The sequence below is a fragment of the Stenotrophomonas maltophilia genome (assembly GCF_001676385.1).
GTDB lineage: Bacteria > Pseudomonadota > Gammaproteobacteria > Xanthomonadales > Xanthomonadaceae > Stenotrophomonas > Stenotrophomonas maltophilia_J.
Map to the genome: position 1 here is coordinate 94,839 of NZ_LYVJ01000006.1, position 16,795 is coordinate 111,633.

Below are 16,795 nucleotides of genomic sequence, written 5' to 3' on the forward strand. Positions count from 1 at the left end.
TTCCTCCGGCTTGTGACGGCTTTACCGTCAGGCTTTACCGTCAAGGACCTGGAGACCTGCTGATGCCCGGAAAGCCGCATAAAACAAGCATTCCCGAGAAGACTTTTACCGTCAAAGACGGTAAAAGTCTGAATAGTGAACGAGAGCGTCTTAATCCGGCCTCGATTTTTACCGTCAGCTCTACCGCCAACTTTTTCTGCTGGCCGGCGATAGCCACCGATAGCTGCCGCGACGTATTTCTTTCTAAATCAATACGTTACGTCAGTTTTTCGATAGCTGGCGATAGTCCTCGAAGGACGTAAATTCACTCCCACTCAATAGTAGCCGGCGGCTTCCCCGAGATGTCATAAACAACCCTTGAAACCCCCCGCAACTCATTGATGATCCGGTTGCTCACCGTCCCCAGGAACTCATACGGCAGATGCGCCCAGTGCGCGGTCATGAAGTCGATGGTCTCGACAGCCCGCAGCGCAATCACCCACTCATAAGCCCGCGCATCACCCACCACGCCCACCGACTTCACCGGCAGGAACACGGCAAATGCCTGGCTGGTCTTGTCGTACAGGTCCGCCTTGCGCAGCTCGTCAATGAAGATGGCATCAGCCTTGGCCAGCAGTTCGGCGTATTCGCGCTTCACTTCGCCCAGGATACGCACGCCCAGGCCCGGGCCCGGGAACGGATGGCGGTAGACCATGGTGCGCGGCAGGCCGAGCTCGACGCCCAGGCGGCGCACTTCGTCCTTGAACAGCTCGCGCAGCGGCTCCACCAGGCCCAGCTTCATGTGCTCCGGCAGGCCGCCCACGTTGTGGTGACTCTTGATCACATGCGCCTTGCCGGTCTTGCTGCCCGCCGACTCGATCACGTCCGGGTAGATGGTGCCCTGCGCCAGCCACTTGGCGTTCTTCAGCTTGCTCGACTCTTCGTCGAAGATCTCAACGAACAGGTTGCCGATGATCTTGCGCTTGGCCTCCGGGTCGCTCACGCCTTCCAGCGCGGCGAAGTAACGGTCGGCGGCGTTCACGCGCACCACCTTCACGCCCATGTGCTCGGCGAACATCGCCATCACCTGGTCGCCTTCCTGCCAGCGCAGCAGGCCGGTATCCACGAACACGCAGGTCAGCTTCTCGCCGATGGCCTTGTGCAGCAGTGCGGCCACCACGGACGAATCGACGCCGCCGGACAGGCCCAGGATCACTTCGTCATCGCCCACCTGTTCGCGCACGCGGGCGATCTGGTCGTCGATGATGTTGGCGGCGGTCCACAGGGTCTGGCAGCCACACACATCCACCACGAAGCGGCGCAGCAGCGCCTGGCCCTGCAGGGTGTGGGTCACTTCCGGGTGGAACTGCACGCCGTACCAGCGCTTTTCTTCGTTGGCCATGGCGGCCACCGGAATGCGGTCGGTGGTGGCGGTGATGGTGAAGCCCGGCGGCGCAACGGAGACGTGGTCGCCGTGGCTCATCCAGACATTCAGCTTCGGCTCGCCGCCGTGGTCGCTCAGGCCCTTGAACAGCGCATCGGGGTTGATGACGTTCACTTCGGCGTGGCCGAATTCGCGCTGGTCCGCCGCTTCGGTGGCACCGCCCAGCTGGGCAGCCAGGGTCTGCATGCCATAGCAGATGCCGAAGATCGGCAGGCCGCTGTCGAACACTTCCTGCGGCGCGGCCGGCGCGCCCGGCAGCGTGGTCGATTCCGGGCCACCGGACAGGATGATGCCCTTGGCGCCAAACGCGGCGATCTCGGCCGGGTTGTGGTCCCAAGCCCAGATTTCGCAGTAGACGCCCAGCTCGCGGATGCGGCGGGCGATCAGCTGCGTGTACTGCGCGCCGAAATCGAGGATGAGGATCTTGTCGTTATGGATGTTGGTCATGGTGCCGTTCCAGTGGTGTTTTTCGCAGCGCCCGGCGCTTCAAGGCTCTGCGTCAGCGTGGCGATGAACGCCTCGCGTTGTTGAATATGTGAGGGGTCTTCCTCGTCCCAGTGCAGCATCAGCAGGCTGTGCGGTGAGTTGGGGTTGGCCCGGTCGGCGCGCGGCAGTTCGGCGATTTCCTGCACTTCGGTGCCGGGCACGATGCGCCGTTGAAAGGCGTGCATCGGGTAACCAGAATCCACGGCGTTGCCCCAGAACGCGGACTGCACGCTCATCCGTTTCGGCTCCAGCGGCCCCAGCTCGGCGGTGACCACAGGATCTTCAAGCCTGTCACCCAGATCGGTAACGCACCGCAGGATGACCTGCAGCGGGCGCTCGCCGGTACCTTTCAGCAGCCAGCGCTGTTCGCCTGCGGGCTGCACCTGCCAGCCCTTCGGCAGCGAGAACGCGTTCTGGCAGGCCTGTACGTCCTGCAATTGCGAAACCGCCGCGCCCGGAGACCCGGAGCGCGGCGGCGGTTCGGACAACGAACAGCCTGCCATCAGCAGGCTGCCCGTAATCGCAAGAGCAGTTCGCAAGCGCATCAGGCGCGGTAGTTCGGCGGCTCTTTGGTGATCGTCACGTCGTGGACGTGGCTCTCACGCTGGCCGGCGCCGCTGATCTTCACGAACTTGGGCTTGCTGCGCATCTCGTCGATGGTGGCGCAACCCACGTAGCCCATGGTGGCGCGCAGGCCGCCCATCAGCTGGTGGATGATGCCGCCCACCGGGCCGCGGTACGGCACGCGGCCTTCGATGCCTTCCGGCACCAGCTTGTCGGCGGTGGCGGCGTCCTGGAAGTAGCGGTCCTTCGACCCCTTCTCCATGGCAGCCAGCGAGCCCATGCCGCGGTAGCTCTTGTAGGAACGGCCCTGGTACAGCTCGGTCTCGCCCGGCGATTCCTCGGTACCGGCCAGCAGGCCGCCGACCATGATGGTCGAGGCACCGGCGGCCAGCGCCTTGCCGATGTCGCCCGAGTAGCGGATGCCACCGTCGGCGATCAGCGGGATGCGGTCCTGCAGCGCTTCGGCCACCAGATCAATGGCGGTGACCTGCGGCACGCCGACGCCGGCGACGACGCGGGTGGTGCAGATCGAGCCCGGGCCGATGCCGACCTTCACGGCGTCCGCGCCGCTGTCCAGCAGCGCCAGTGCGGCTTCGCCGGTGCAGATGTTGCCACCGATGACCTGCACGTTCGGGAAGTTCTTCTTGACCCAGCTGACGCGGTCCAGCACGCCCTGCGAGTGGCCGTGCGCGGTATCGACCACGATCACGTCCACGCCGGCGGCGACCAGCGCTTCCACGCGGCGATCGGTATCGCCACCCACGCCGACGGCAGCGCCGACCAGCAGGCGGGTCGACAGATCCTTGGCAGCGTTGGGGAAGTCGGTGTTCTTCTGGATGTCCTTGACGGTGATCAGGCCACGCAGTTCGAACGAATCATTGACCACCAGCACCTTCTCGATGCGGTTGCGGTGCAGCAGCTGCAGCACTTCGTCAGACGCGGCGCCTTCCTTGACCGTGATCAGGCGATCCTTCTTGGTCATGATGTGGCGGACCGGATCGTCCAGCTCGGTTTCGAAGCGCATGTCGCGGTGGGTCACGATGCCGGCCAGCTGGCCGTCGCTGCCCACCACCGGCACGCCGGAGATGTTGTGCGCCTGGGTCAGGGCCAGCACGTCGCGGATGGTGGTTTCCGGGCCGACGGTGATCGGGTCGCGGATGACGCCGGCCTCGAACTTCTTGACCTTGGCCACTTCCGCGGCCTGCTGTTCCAGGCTCAGATTCTTGTGGATGATGCCCATGCCGCCGAGCTGGGCCATGGCGATGGCCAGGCGGGCTTCGGTGACGGTATCCATCGCGGCGGACAGGATCGGAAGCTTCAGCTTCAGGTCTCGGGTCAACCGCGTTTCGAGGTTGACGTCCTTGGGCAGGATGGTCGAGTGGGCGGGGACGAGCGAGACGTCGTCGTAAGTGAGTGCTTCAGCCTGGATGCGCAGCATCGGCATACCCGAGATGTGGGGAAGCGCGACATTTTACCCTGTTTTCGCGCCGCGTGGCAGGGGGTAGATGCGACGCAGTGTCGCGCCGGCGGCGATTGGTTCAGGGGGCCGCCTACCGCTTTGGTGGGTGCCAACCTTGGTTGGCACCTACCAGGAGCGAGTCATCGGCCTGCCTTTGGTGGGTGCGGACCGTTGGTCCGCACTACCCTTCAGACACCTGTGTCCCAGCATTGTGCCGACCAACGGTCGGCACCCACCTTAAGAGGATCATCCGGGCCAGCCCTGGAGCACCTTTGGTAGGTGCCAACCTTGGTTGGCACCTACCAGGAGCGAGTCATCAGCCTGCCTTTGGTGGGTGCGGACCGTTGGTCCGCACTACCCTTCAGACACCTGTGCCCCAGCATTGCGCCGACCAACGGTCGGCACCCACCTTAAGAGGATCATCCGGGCCAGCCCTGGAGCACCTTTGGTAGGTGCCAACCTTGGTTGGCACCCACCAGGAGCGAGTCATCAGCCTGCCTTTGGTGGGTGCGGACCGTTGGTCCGCACTACCCTTCAGACACCTGTGCCCCAGCATTGCGCCGACCAACGGTCGGCACCCACCAACAGCAGATCTCCCCAATCGCAGGTCAGCTCAGCGCTTCCGCCGCTTCCAGGGTGTTCTGCATCAACGTGGCCACGGTCATCGGGCCCACGCCCCCCGGCACCGGGGTGATCCAGCTGGCCCGCTGGGCCGCAGCCTCAAACCCGACGTCACCCACCAGCCGGCCGTCGTCCAAGCGGTTGATACCGACGTCGATCACCACCGCGCCCGGCTTCACCCACTCGCCCGGCACGATGCCCGGACGGCCCACCGCCACCACCAGGATGTCGGCGTTGCGCACGGCCTGCTCCAGCACGTCCTTGGGGGTGAACTTGTGGCAGCTGGTCACGGTGCAGCCGGCGATCAGCAGCTCCAGGCCCATCGGGCGGCCAACGTGGTTGCTCACGCCCACGATGGTGGCGTTGCGGCCGCGCACCGGCTGGTCGGTATGGCCCAGCAGCGTGGTGATGCCGCGCGGGGTGCACGGGCGCAGGCCGAACTCGCGCAGGGCCAGGTGGCCGACGTTTTCCGGGTGGAAGCCGTCCACGTCCTTGCGCGGGTCGATGCGCTGGATCAGCCGGCGCGCGTCGGGGATGCCCGGCAGCGGCAGCTGGATCAGGATGCCGTGGATCTTCGGGTCGGCATTGAGCTGGTCGATCAGCTCGAGCAGTTCGGCTTCGGTGGTGCCGGCCGGCAGGTCGTAGTCATGGGCCTCGATGCCGACCTTCTCGGCGGCACGGCGCTTGTTGCGCACGTACACGGTCGAGGCCGGGTCGCCCCCCACCAGCACCACGGCCAGGCCCGGGCGGCTGCCGCCGACGGCCACGCGGGCGTCGACGCGCACCTTCAGGCTGTCGAGCAGGTCCTCGGCGATGCGGCGGCCATCAAGGATGCGGGCAGGATGCGGGGCGGCGGAATCAGTCATCGGGGCAGGCGTGGGGCGGCGGGGACGCTATTGTCCCTGATTCAGGCCCCCTCGCCCACCGCCACGGCACCGATCCACCTGCCCTTGTAGAGCCGAGCCTACGCTCGGCTCACGCGCGTAGCGCGGCTTTATCGCAACCTGACCGAAGCGCAAGCCGAGCATGGGCTCGGCTCTACAGCCGACCGGCCCGCCCTTGTAGAGCCGAGCCTACGCTCGGCTCACGCGCGCAGCGCGGCTTTATCGCAACCTGACCGAAGAGAAGCCGAGCATGGGCTCGGCTCTACTCTTCCTCTTCCGGCACGTCCTGCGGGTTCAACGTCTTGCTTGCCCGCTTCGGCGCGGTGAACGGCGTCGGCGTCGGCACGCCCTGGCCGGAGTTGCCGAACACCATCTTGGCCCCGGCATTCAAGCCACCACCGGCAATCTCCAGCTCGAAACGCTCGGCATCGCGGCGGCGGATCTGCTCGGCAATCTCCACCGCGTCATCCTCATCCGCACCCAGTTCCACCAGCGCGGCCTGGCCGAACAGCACCGCCGACTCAAACGTCTCGCGGATCTGGAAATCGACGCCGGCATGGATCAGCCGCAGCGAATGCTCGCGGTCGAACGAGCGCACCATCAGCTTGGCCTGCGGGAACTCGTGCGACACCAGCTCGACGATGCGGTCGGCGGCCTCGGCCTTGTCCACGCACACAGCAATCGCACGCGCGGTCGCGGCGCCGGAGGCATGCAGCACGTCCAGTCGCGTACCGTCGCCGTAGTAGATCTTGAAACCGAAACGCGCCGCGCTCTGGATCATCTCCACATCGTTGTCGATGATGGTCACGTCCACGTCGCGCGCCAGCAGCGACTGGCTGGCGACCTGGCCGAAGCGGCCGAAGCCGATCAGCAGCACGCTGCCGGACAGGCCGTCAGCCTCGTCCACGCCGTCCAGGTTCACTTCCGGCTTCGGCGCGATGCGCTTGTAGACCAGCACGACCAGCGGGGTCAGCGCCATCGACAGCACCACCACGGCGGTGAAGTTGGCATTGATCTCCAGGTTGATCACGCCCGCCGATGCCGCAGCGGAGAACAGCACGAAGGCGAACTCGCCGCCCTGCGCCATCAGCACGCCCCGGTCCAGCGCCTGTGCGTGGTCGCTGCCCATGATGCGCGCCACGACGTAAATACACAGCGCCTTGGCCGCCATCAGGGCCAGCACCAAGCCGAGGATCAGCTGCCAGTTACCAGCCACCACGCCCAGGTCCAGCGCCATGCCCACGCTAAGGAAGAACAGGCCCAGCAGGATGCCGCGGAACGGTTCGATATCCGCTTCGATCTGGTGGCGGAAGGTCGATTCACTCAACAGCACGCCGGCCAGGAACGCGCCCATCGCCATCGACAGGCCGGACAGCTGCATCAGCAGCGCAGCGCCAAGCACCACCAGCAGCGCGGCGGCAGTCATCACCTCGCGCGCCTTCGATTCGGCCAGCACGCGGAACAGCGGATTGAGCAGGAAGCGGCCGACCAGCACCAGGCCGACGATGGCGCCGACCCCGATCGCCACTGACAGCCAGCGCGAACCCTCGCCATCGGCACTGCCCGCGCTCGGCGCCATCCAGGCCACCAGCGCCAGCAACGGCACGATCAGCAGGTCTTCGAACAGCAGGATCGAAACGATCTTCTGCCCCGACGGCAGCGCGATGTCACCGCGCTCGGCCAGCAGCTGCATCACCACTGCGGTCGAGGTCAGCACGAAGCCTGTGGCACCGATGAAGGCGACCTGCCAGGGGAAGCCGAACAGCTTGGCGATGCTGGTCAGCACCAACGCACAGGTGACGATCTGCAGCGTCCCCAGCCCGAAGATTTCCTTGCGCAGGCTCCACAGGTGCGAAGGCCGCATTTCCAGCCCGATCACGAACAGGAACATCACCACGCCGAGCTCGGCGGTATGCAGGATCGCCTGCGGGTCGGAGAACCAGCCCAGTCCGAACGGTCCGATCGCCAGGCCGGCGGCGAAGTAGCCCAGCACCGAGCCCAGGCCGGCCCGGCGGAACAGGGGCACCATCACCACCGCCGCGCCCAGCAGGGCCACGACCTTGACCAGCTCGCTGGTCGCTGCTTCTACCGCCATGCGGTGCTTTCCCCAAGATCCAGAATCGGGTTCAACAATAGAGCAATGCCGATGACGGCAATAGCACGCGCGTTGCGCCGGATTGTCTTGGAGGTGGAACGATGCCGGGAGTTGCCCCCAACATCATCCCGAATCCATGCGCGTCGCTGTAGAGCCGAGCCCACGCTCGGCTGCTTCTGCTGTGCGCGGGAAGCATCAGCCGAGCACGGGCTCGGCTCTACAGAGAGCCACCCCGGCAGAACGCGGCGTAATCGATATACCCCGGGAACGGCACGCCCGGCGCGCACACCGGGCACCGCGGGTCCGGCCGGATGCCGGTCTCACGAAATTGCATGCCCAGCGCATCAAAGCGCAGCAGCCGGCCGACCAATGGCTCGCCGATGCCCAACAGCAGCTTCAGCACCTCGGTGGCCTGCAGCACGCCGGCCAGGCCGGGCAGCACGCCCAGCACACCGGCCTCGGAACAGTTCGGCGCAAACTCCGGCGGCGGCGGCTCGGGGAACAGGCAGCGGTAGCACGGCGCCACGCCACGCTGGCGGCCAGCGTCAAACACGCTTACCTGGCCGTCAAAGCGCTCGATGGCGGCATAGACCAGGGGCTTGGCGTGCTTGATGCAGGCGTCGTTGAGCAGGTAGCGCAGCGGGAAGTTGTCCGAGCCATCCAGCACCACGTCCACGCCCTCGAGCAGCGCATCCACGTTCTCAGAGGTCACCCGCTCCGGCACCGCCTCGACCTCGATCGACGGATTCAACGCCAGCAGCCGCTCGCGCGCGGAATCGACCTTGAGCTGGCCGACGCTGGCTTCGGTATGCACGATCTGCCGATGCAGGTTGCTGCGCTCCACGCGGTCGTGGTCGGCGAAGCGCAGGTGCCCTACCCCGGCGGCGGCCAGATAGAAGCCGGCCGGTGCGCCCAGCCCACCCGCGCCCAGTACCAGCACGCGCGCTTGCTGCAGCCGGCGCTGGCCGGCTTCGCCCACCTGCGGCAGCAGCAGGTGGCGCGAATAGCGATCGTAGAAATCACGGTCGGCGGCGCTGGCCAGCAGCTGCACCAGCGGCAGCGACTGCTCGCGCCAGGCCACGGTACCGCCCGTCACGGAAGCGACATGGGTGTAGCCGGCCTCCAGCAGGAACTGCGCGGCATCGGCCGAGCGCTTGCCGCTCTGGCAGATCAGCAGGATCTCCTGGTCGCGCCGCGGCAGATGCGCGGCCGGGTCGGCCTGCAGCTCGCCCTTGGCCACGCCGCGAGCGCCCTCGGCCATGCCGCCGGCCCGCTCGTGCGCCTCGCGCACATCGATCAGCACGGCGCCATGGGCCAGGCGCTCGCGTGCCTGCGCGGGGGAAAGCTCTTGGATGCTCATGGCCGCATTATCACGCACGTGGCGGCAGGCCGCCTTGACCAGAATCTGTAGAGCCGAGCCCATGCTCGGCTGGCGCGCGTAGCGCGCCTGCGGCAATGCGCGAAAAGCAGCCGAGCGCAGGCTCGGCTCTACAGGTCCACCGCAAGCCTACGGTAGCGCCAGCCCTGCGCCCGGGATCAAATCCCATTTCCCCACAACGAAAAAGGCGGCCCTGCGGCCGCCTTCCCGTGAATCACTTGCCCTTGACGTGCTTCATCAAGCGCCGCTTGGACTTGATCTGCCGCTCGGTGAGCACGTTCTTCTTGCCTTCGTACGGGTTGGCACCCTCGCGGAAGATGAAGCTCACCGGCGTGCCGATCAGCTTGAAGCGCTTGCGGAAGAAGTTCTCCAGGTAGCGCTTGTACGAATCCGGCAGCTCCTTCAGGCGCGTGCCGTGCACGATGAAGGTCGGCGGATTGGCACCGCCCGGATGCACGTAACGCAGCTTGGAAACGTGGCCACGGATGCTCGGCGGCGGATTGGTCTCATAGGCCACTTCCAGCGCCTTGTTCACTTCACTGGTGGTGAATTCCTTGTTCGCCGACTCATGCGCGCGGTGCACCGCGCGGAACAGCTCGCGCAGGCCCGACCCATGCTTGGCGGAAATGCGCACCGATTCGGCCCACGGCACGAAGCCCAACTTCAGCGACAGCTGGGTTTCCGCCTGTTCGCGCTGGTACTCGGTCAGGCCGTCCCACTTGTTGATCGCGATCACCAGCGCGCGGCCAGCGTCGAGCACGGCACCGAGCACGGTGGCATCCTGGTCGGTCACGCCTTCGGTGGCGTCAAGCATCAGCACGGCCACTTGGCACTGCTCGATCGACTGCATGGTCTTGACCACCGAGAACTTCTCGACGACCTCGTCCACGCGCGAACGGCGGCGCAGGCCGGCGGTATCGATCAGGCGGTACTCGCGGCCATCGCGCTCCAGGTCCACCGCGATCGAATCGCGGGTGGTGCCCGGCACGTCGGAGGCGATCATGCGCTCCTCGCCGAGAATGCGGTTGACCAGCGTCGACTTGCCAACGTTCGGGCGGCCGACGAAGGCGATGCGGATGCGGTTCGGATCGTTGTCCAGCTCTTCGCCGCTGCCCTCTTCGGGCAGGCGCTGGATCACCTCGTCCAGCAGGTCGTCCAGGCCCTGGCGATGCGCGGCCGAGACGGTCAGCATTTCGCTGAAACCGTAGCGCGCGAACTCGGAGCGGACGCTGTCCTCGTCGGTACCGTCGATCTTGTTGATCAGCAGCAGCGTCGGGCGCGACAGCTTGCGCAGCCACGCCAGGATCTCGTCATCCAGCGCCGAGGTACCCTCGCGGGCATCGACGACGAACAGGATCAGATCGGCTTCGGCAGCCGCAGCACGTGCCTGGCGCGTGGTGGCGCCAGCCAGGCCTTCATCTTCCCCGGCAATACCGCCGGTATCCACGACCAGGAAGTGGTTGTCCTCGTCGAGGCGGCAGACGCCGTAGTTGCGGTCACGGGTGACGCCGGGCTGGTCATGGACCAGGGCGTCACGCGTGCGGGTCAGTGCATTGAAGATGGTCGACTTGCCGACATTCGGCCGTCCAACCAGGGCGACCAAAGGCAGCATCGCGAGTACTCCGTATTAATTGGCCAACCGGAAGGCGGTCAGCTTGCCATCCACGTTCTGCACCAGCAGCACCCCGTCTGCGACGACCGGCTGGGCCAGCAGCGCGTCACCGCCACTTTTTGCCCGTGCCGCCATCGCACCGTCGGAGGCCTGCAACCAGTGCACGTATCCCTTGTAGTCGCCGACGACCACGTAGTCGCCGTGCAGTGCCGGACCGGTCAGCGAACGGCGGGCCAGCGCGGTCTGCGACCACATTGCCGCGCCGCTGGCCTTGTCCAGGCCGAACACGCCACCCTTGTTGTCAGTGACGAACACATTGCCGGACGACACCGCCACGCCACCGGCGCCACCATGGTCGCGCGCCCACAGCGGGCGACCGGTCGGGCCTTCGATGGCCATGGTCTGGTTCTTGAAGCTGCTCACGTACAGGGTGTTGCCATCCAGCACCGGAGCGCCGTCGACGTCGGCCATGCGTTCCAGCTCGGTACGGCCTTCGCCGTTGCCCACGTTCTGTTCCCACAGGGTGCGGCCATCCTGCTGGGCCAGGGCGGCGACCGCGCCCTCGTCCTTGCCGATGAACAGCACGCCCGGACCGGTGACCACCGGCGCATTGCCGCGCACGGTCAGTGCCGGCAGTTCACTCGGGTTGAACCACTTCTGGGTGCCATTGCCGGCGTCGAACGCGGTAACGCGACCGTCGTTGCTGCGCACGTAGACCAGGCCCTGGGCGATGGCCGGCGCGGCAATGACTTCACCCGGGACGCGGGCACGCCACTTCTCGCTGCCGTCGTTGATGTCCAGCGCGATGACCTGGCCGTCCAGCGTGCCGATCACGACGAGGTTCTCGCCGACGCCCGGACCACCGGACAGGCGCAGCCTGGCCTTCTTCTTTTCCTTCTTGGGTTCCCAGGCCCAGACCTTCTTGCCGGTCTGCAGGTCGAGGGCCTGCACGCCACCGGTGATCGCCGCGGCGAACACGTGGCCATTGGCCACCGCCGGGCCCTGGCGCACGCCGATGCGGCGCTCGCCCTTGCCGAGGTTGACCGACCAGGCCTTGTTGACCTTCACGGTGGGCTCGAACTTCACCAGTTCGGCCGGTTCCTGCGCCTTCTTCGCCTCTGCGTCCTTGCCGGCGAACCAGCCCTTCATGGTGCTGCAGCCGGCCAGGGCCATGCCCATCAGGAGCACGCTGGCGACGCGGGTGATCATGACCTTCTGACTCATCAAACCGACTCCGCAGGGGCGGCGACGGTGCCGCCGGCGTCCATAACCTTGGTTTCCAGCAGGCGCCGCTGCGGCGCTGCCACGTCCAGCGACTTGAGCGCCTTCTCGTACTGTGCACGGGCTTCATCGCGCTTGCCCTGCGCCATCAGCGCATCGCCATGGATTTCCAGGCTGCTGCTGTCGGTGGCGCTGCCCAGCAGCTTGATTGCCTCGTCGCTCTTGCCGGTGGCCACCAACAGGCGGGCCACGCGCTGGTCGACCACGCGCTGCAGGTCGCCTTCAACCTTGACACCGCGCAGGGTAGCCAGGGCCTCTTCATTCTTGCCGGCATCGACCTGGGCCTTGGCCAGCTGCAGCGCCGCGAGGTCGCCGTAGATGCTGGAAGGGCCCGCTTCGAGGGCCTTGACCGCCTTGGCGGCGTCGTCGAGCTTGTTCTGCTCCAGGCCAACCAGTGCCTTCTGGTACTCGGCATTGGCCGTGGCCAGCTTGCCGCCCTGCTGCTGCTGCCACCACTGCCAGCCGGCGATGGCGCCGATGGCGATGGCCACGCCACCGATGATGCTGGCACCATTCTTCCGCAGCCAGCTGCGGACGCGTTCACTTTGTTCGTGCTCGTCGAGCAGATCGTCGATCGCCATGCGTACTCTCGCCCCGCCCATCGGGAGGGACCATTGGGTTGAATCGAAGGTGGTGAAACCGCGCCTCAGTGCGAAACCGGGACTACGGAGCCTTCAGAGGATACCTGAAAGCGTGCCACGTTGGCTCGCTGGTAGGGTGCCAGATCGACGATAGCGCCGTTCTGCTGAACCTGGACCGCCGAAGCATTGCCCAGGGTGACCCGGGCCACCTGGCCGGGCGTGAAGCGGCGGCTTTCGCCGGACTTGATCAGGGCCTTCTCGACGGTACTGCCATCCGGGCCACCGATATCGACCCAGCTGTCGCCGTTGAACTGCATGTCCAGCGTGTTGGCGGCCGCAGCCGGCGCCGGGGCCGGACGCGGCACCGGGGCCAGTGACGCCACGTACGGGGTCGCCGCCGGCTTGCCGGCCGGGGCCGTCGCCACTTCGACCGGGGCCGCCACCTCAACGCCCGCAGCGGACGGGGTGACCGGTACCGCCGCCGGAATTGCATCCAGCGACGCGGTGTTCGGCGAAGGCAACGCCGTGCCATCGAAGTGGCCACGGGTAGCGAACCAGACCGGCACCGCCAGCACTGCGGTAATGCCGACATAAAGCACCCGGCGGCCGAGGTTCTCGGCAATGCGGCGGGCGCGCGGGGTATGGGTATGGCTGACCAGGGTGGGCGGGACCACCGGGCCGACCTGGGCCTGTTCCAGCAGCTGGCTCACGTCCACGTTGAGCAGGCGCGCATAGCTGCGCAGCTGGCCGCGCACGAACACCGGCGCGCCGAGCCTCTGCCACTGCTCCTCTTCCAGCGACCGGACGACCTGGACCGGCATGCGCAGGCGCGAGCCGACCTCTTCGATAGTCAGCCCGGCGGCCTCGCGGGCCTGGCGAAGGCGGGTTCCGCAGCCGGCCGCCGTCTCGAGAGTGCTCACAGTCTGGTCTTCAATCACAGTGCATCAACCCCGGAGTTAGGAGCCCGCGTCCTGCGGAAATTCCTGTCGAATCCGCTGCAGATAGCGATCAGATGCCCCCTGATCGCCCAGCCGTGCTTCGATTTCAGACGCAAGTTGTAACACGGAACGCGTTGCGGGTGCAGCCGCAATCCTACGTTCGGCGAAGGCCCGGGCCTCCATGTAGCGGCCCTGGCGGAAGCTCAGCTGTGCCATGGCCTCCAGCGCGACCGGGTTGCCCGGCAAGGTGGCCAGCGCCGCGCGCAGGTCGCGCTCGGCCCGCTCGAACTGGCCGGCATCCAGAGCACAGCTTCCCGCATTGGCCTGCGCTTCGGCCGCTGCGGCATGGCCCGGAGCCTGCAATGCACGGTCGAACCAGACCAGCGACTCGGCCGCCCAGCCCTGCTGGCACAGCCAGGCACCATAGTTATTGAGGATATCGCCCCGTTGCGGCGCCAGTTCGGCGGCCCTGCGGAAGTTCTCGCCGGCCTGCGTGCTGCGCCCGCGGCGCTCGTCGATGCCGGCCATCAGTACCAGCGCGTCCGGGGCATCTGGAGCCAGCTTCCGCGCCTCCCGCACCTTGCGCTCGGCGGCATCGAGGTTGCCGACCTGCATGTCGCGCGCGGCCAGCACCAGCAGGTCCTGCCAGCGCACCTGGCGACGCACGCTGTCCGGGTCGCGGACGGAATACACCGGGGCCATGCTGGGCCCCAGCTTGGCCTTGGGATGGGATTTGCAGCCGCTGGCCGAGATGGCCAGCACGCCTGCTAGCAGGGCCAGCCAGCGCCGGTCAAGCCGCGGCATCGCTCCCCTTCCCTGCCTGCAGCGTCTTGTTGAACTCCGCCTGGCGGCGGGTGCGGTCCATCACCTGGCCCTTGAGCTGGCCACAGGCGGCGTCGATGTCGTCGCCCCGGGTGCGGCGCACCATGGTCAGCACGTTGCTGTCGAGCAGGATCTTCTGGAAGGCACGGATATCGGCCTCCTCGGAGCGCTCGTAACGGGTGCCCGGGAACGGATTGAACGGAATCAGGTTGACCTTGCCCGAATCCTTGGCCTGCACCGCGTTGTCGAACTGGCGCATCAGCCGCGCCAACTGCCGGGCATGCTCGGGCTGGTCGTTGATGCCCTTCATCAGGGTGTATTCGAAGGTGACCGATTCGCGGCGCTTGTTGGCACGCAGATAGCGTGCGCAGGAGGCCATCAGCTCGGCGATCGGATACTTCTTGTTGAGCGGCACCAGCGTCTCGCGCAGCTCATCATTCGGCGCATGCAGCGACACCGCCAGCGACACGTCGCTCTCGCTCGACAGGCGGTCGATCTGCGGCACCAGGCCGGAGGTCGACAGGGTCACGCGCTTGTTGGCCAGGCCGTAGCCCAGGTCGTCGCGCATCACGCTCATGGCGCGCACGACGTTGTCGAAGTTCATCAGCGGCTCGCCCATGCCCATCATCACCACGTTGGTGAGGCGGCGCATCTGGTGCGGCACGTTGCCCAGGTGGCGTGCGGCAACCCACACCTGGCCGATGATCTCGGCGGTGGTCAGGTTGCGGTTGAAGCCCTGGGTGGCGGTGGAGCAGAACGTGCAGTTCAGGCCGCAACCGACCTGCGAGGACACGCACAGCGTGCCGCGGGTCTTGTCCGGGATGTACACGGTCTCGATGGCATTCTTGCCATCCACGCCCATCGCCAGCAGCCACTTGTGGGTGCCGTCGGCGGAGGGCTTGTCGAACACGATGTTGGGGACAACGACCTCGGCATGGGACTGCAGCTTGGCGCGCAGGACCTTGCCGAGGTCGGTCATTTCATCGAAGTCGGTGACGTAGCGATGATGGATCCACTTCATCACCTGATGGGCCCGGAACTTCTTTTCGCCGAGAACGTCGACGAAGAACTTCTCCAGGCCCGCGCGATCGAGGTCGAGCAGGTTCTGCTTGCCAGCCGTGGGTGCCGGCTTCGGCAACGGCTGGATGGCGGGGGACTGTACGACCTCGTTCACGGCATTACTCTCAGCGCGAAACGACTTCGGTAGCGGCGAAGAAGTAGGCGATTTCGATCGCGGCGTTCTCGACCGAGTCCGAGCCGTGGGCGGCGTTGGCATCGATGGATTCGGCGAAGTCGGCGCGGATGGTGCCCGGCGCGGCTTCCTTCGGGTTGGTGGCGCCCAGCAGGTCGCGGTGGGCCAGCACGGCGTTCTCGCCTTCCAGGGCCTGGATCATCACCGGGCCGGAGATCATGAACTCGACCAGCGCGTTGAAGAACGGACGCTCGCGGTGCACGGCGTAGAAGCCTTCGGCTTCACGGCGCGACAGCTGCTTGTACTTGGCGGCGACGACCTTCAGGCCGGCCTTCTCGAAGCGGGCGTAGATTTCGCCGATGACGTTCTTGGCAACGGCGTCCGGCTTGATGATCGAAAGGGTGCGCTCCAGCGCCATGGGATGTCTCCAATGGAATCGGGCCGCAGATGGCCCGAAGGGTAACATGAAAAAAACCCGCGTCGGGACGCGGGCTTAGCCTGATAAACGTAGGCGAATTGTAAGAGATAACGCGGCTGGGTGGTAGAGGGCCCACAGCCCTCCTGTAGAGCCGAGCCCATGCTCGGCTGGCCTTTGAGCCGAAGAGCAGCCGAGCGTGGGCTCGGCTCTACACGCCCCACCCTGCCCATTCACCCACCTGAGTGGATTCTGACCGGTCTGGGCATTTTGCTGCACTGCAAAATGCCATACGCCACCGTCTGGTTCTAGTATCAAACAATCGTTTGATTAAGGTCGCCCCCCGATGGCCAAACCCGCCCACTTCTCGACCAAGGACCGGATCCTCGGTGCCGCCGAGGAGCTGTTCGCACAGCATGGCTTTGCCGGCACTTCGCTGCGCCAGGTGACCAGCCAGGCCGACGTCAACATCGCGGCGGTCAACTACCACTTCGGCTCGAAGGAGAACTTGGTCAACGAGGTGTTCCGCCGCCGCATGGACGAGATGACCAGTGCCCGCCTGTCGCAGCTTGAACGCGCTCGCAGCGAACATCCCGGGCAACTGCGCCCGGTGCTGGCCGCGTTCGTCGAACCGGCGCTGGCCCTGGCCCAGGACCGCCACAACGGCGGTGCCTTCGTACGCGTCATCGCCCGCGCCTACGCCGAGAAGAATGACAACCTGCGCAAGTTCCTGTCCGACCATTACGGCCATGTGCTGCGCGCGTTCGGCAAGGCCATCGCCGAATGCGTGCCCGGCCTGAGCAAGGAAGAGCTGTACTGGCGGCTGGACTTCCTGGCCGGTTCGCTCACCTACGCCATGGCCGACTTCGGGCTGATCAAGCGACCCGCCGGTGTCACCGAAGCGGCGCATCGTGCCCATGCCGCCCACGAACTGATCCATTTCGCCGAAGCCGGGTTCCGCGCCGCCGCACGCGGCGGTGCCCTGCCCGCTTCCCCCTGATCCCATCGGGCGAGTCCCGCCCGGCAACTGCTGACCAAGAAGGC

14 protein-coding genes are annotated in these 16,795 nt (G+C 66.3%); 1 reads left to right on the plus strand and 13 read right to left on the minus strand.

Features of this window, described 5'->3' with window-relative positions:
- Window positions 1-304: 304 nt before the first annotated feature.
- The 13 genes from guaA to ndk form a co-directional block, all read right to left on the minus strand.
- Window positions 305-1,870, minus strand: coding sequence for a glutamine-hydrolyzing GMP synthase (guaA, locus tag A9K58_RS09240; RefSeq protein WP_019661318.1), 1,566 nt, complete (start codon window positions 1,868-1,870; stop codon window positions 305-307).
- Window positions 1,867-2,346, minus strand: a complete 480-nt coding sequence (locus A9K58_RS09245) for a hypothetical protein (RefSeq protein WP_065199245.1) — start codon at window positions 2,344-2,346, stop codon at window positions 1,867-1,869. Before A9K58_RS09245 ends, guaA begins: the two co-directional genes overlap by 4 nt.
- 107 nt (window positions 2,347-2,453) lie before the next feature.
- Window positions 2,454-3,911: an IMP dehydrogenase gene (gene guaB, locus A9K58_RS09250; RefSeq protein WP_032958143.1), complete on the minus strand. Its 1,458-nt coding sequence runs from the start codon at window positions 3,909-3,911 to the stop codon at window positions 2,454-2,456.
- Between the two features lie 629 nt (window positions 3,912-4,540).
- On the minus strand, window positions 4,541-5,419 hold the full coding sequence (gene folD, locus A9K58_RS09255) for a bifunctional methylenetetrahydrofolate dehydrogenase/methenyltetrahydrofolate cyclohydrolase FolD (RefSeq protein WP_065199106.1): 879 nt from the start codon (window positions 5,417-5,419) through the stop codon (window positions 4,541-4,543).
- A gap of 280 nt (window positions 5,420-5,699) precedes the next feature.
- Window positions 5,700-7,532, minus strand: a complete 1,833-nt coding sequence (locus tag A9K58_RS09260) for a monovalent cation:proton antiporter-2 (CPA2) family protein (protein ID WP_065199107.1) — start codon at window positions 7,530-7,532, stop codon at window positions 5,700-5,702.
- A 217-nt stretch (window positions 7,533-7,749) separates the two neighbouring features.
- Window positions 7,750-8,892 (minus strand): molybdopterin-synthase adenylyltransferase MoeB, encoded by a 1,143-nt coding sequence (gene moeB / locus A9K58_RS09265; protein WP_065199108.1) that lies wholly within the window; start codon window positions 8,890-8,892, stop codon window positions 7,750-7,752.
- Window positions 8,893-9,124: 232 nt separating this feature from the next.
- Window positions 9,125-10,522: a ribosome biogenesis GTPase Der gene (gene der, locus A9K58_RS09270; protein ID WP_065199109.1), complete on the minus strand. Its 1,398-nt coding sequence runs from the start codon at window positions 10,520-10,522 to the stop codon at window positions 9,125-9,127.
- A 15-nt stretch (window positions 10,523-10,537) separates the two neighbouring features.
- Complete coding sequence (bamB, locus tag A9K58_RS09275; RefSeq protein WP_065199110.1) at window positions 10,538-11,746, minus strand: outer membrane protein assembly factor BamB; 1,209 nt, start codon at window positions 11,744-11,746, stop codon at window positions 10,538-10,540.
- Window positions 11,746-12,384, minus strand: coding sequence for a YfgM family protein (locus A9K58_RS09280; RefSeq protein WP_065199111.1), 639 nt, complete (start codon window positions 12,382-12,384; stop codon window positions 11,746-11,748). Before A9K58_RS09280 ends, bamB begins: the two co-directional genes overlap by 1 nt.
- Before the next feature lie 65 nt (window positions 12,385-12,449).
- On the minus strand, window positions 12,450-13,322 hold the full coding sequence (locus A9K58_RS09285) for a RodZ domain-containing protein (RefSeq protein WP_065199112.1): 873 nt from the start codon (window positions 13,320-13,322) through the stop codon (window positions 12,450-12,452).
- 18 nt (window positions 13,323-13,340) lie between these two features.
- Window positions 13,341-14,126, minus strand: coding sequence for a tetratricopeptide repeat protein (locus tag A9K58_RS09290; protein WP_065199113.1), 786 nt, complete (start codon window positions 14,124-14,126; stop codon window positions 13,341-13,343).
- The gene (gene rlmN / locus A9K58_RS09295; RefSeq protein ID WP_065199114.1) at window positions 14,113-15,318 is read right to left on the minus strand and encodes a dual-specificity RNA methyltransferase RlmN; all 1,206 of its coding nucleotides are present in this window, start codon (window positions 15,316-15,318) and stop codon (window positions 14,113-14,115) included. Before rlmN ends, A9K58_RS09290 begins: the two co-directional genes overlap by 14 nt.
- A 10-nt stretch (window positions 15,319-15,328) precedes the next feature.
- Window positions 15,329-15,754: a nucleoside-diphosphate kinase gene (gene ndk, locus A9K58_RS09300; RefSeq protein ID WP_005409295.1), complete on the minus strand. Its 426-nt coding sequence runs from the start codon at window positions 15,752-15,754 to the stop codon at window positions 15,329-15,331.
- Between the two features lie 343 nt (window positions 15,755-16,097).
- Between ndk and A9K58_RS09305 the strand changes: the two genes are divergently transcribed.
- On the plus strand, window positions 16,098-16,751 hold the full coding sequence (locus A9K58_RS09305) for a TetR/AcrR family transcriptional regulator (RefSeq protein WP_065199115.1): 654 nt from the start codon (window positions 16,098-16,100) through the stop codon (window positions 16,749-16,751).
- Window positions 16,752-16,795: the final 44 nt, after the last annotated feature.

Bases quoted from the DNA above. Each gene is read 5' to 3' on its own strand.
- guaA (WP_019661318.1), bottom strand. From the start codon at position 1,870: ATGACCAACATCCATAACGACAAGATCCTCATCCTCGATTTCGGCGCG.
- guaB (WP_032958143.1), bottom strand. From the start codon at position 3,911: ATGCTGCGCATCCAGGCTGAAGCACTCACTTACGACGACGTCTCGCTC.
- folD (WP_065199106.1), bottom strand. From the start codon at position 5,419: ATGACTGATTCCGCCGCCCCGCATCCTGCCCGCATCCTTGATGGCCGC.
- A9K58_RS09260 (WP_065199107.1), bottom strand. From the start codon at position 7,532: ATGGCGGTAGAAGCAGCGACCAGCGAGCTGGTCAAGGTCGTGGCCCTG.
- moeB (WP_065199108.1), bottom strand. From the start codon at position 8,892: ATGAGCATCCAAGAGCTTTCCCCCGCGCAGGCACGCGAGCGCCTGGCC.
- der (WP_065199109.1), bottom strand. From the start codon at position 10,522: ATGCTGCCTTTGGTCGCCCTGGTTGGACGGCCGAATGTCGGCAAGTCG.
- bamB (WP_065199110.1), bottom strand. From the start codon at position 11,746: ATGAGTCAGAAGGTCATGATCACCCGCGTCGCCAGCGTGCTCCTGATG.
- A9K58_RS09280 (WP_065199111.1), bottom strand. From the start codon at position 12,384: ATGGCGATCGACGATCTGCTCGACGAGCACGAACAAAGTGAACGCGTC.
- A9K58_RS09290 (WP_065199113.1), bottom strand. From the start codon at position 14,126: ATGCCGCGGCTTGACCGGCGCTGGCTGGCCCTGCTAGCAGGCGTGCTG.
- ndk (WP_005409295.1), bottom strand. From the start codon at position 15,754: ATGGCGCTGGAGCGCACCCTTTCGATCATCAAGCCGGACGCCGTTGCC.
- A9K58_RS09305 (WP_065199115.1), top strand. From the start codon at position 16,098: ATGGCCAAACCCGCCCACTTCTCGACCAAGGACCGGATCCTCGGTGCC.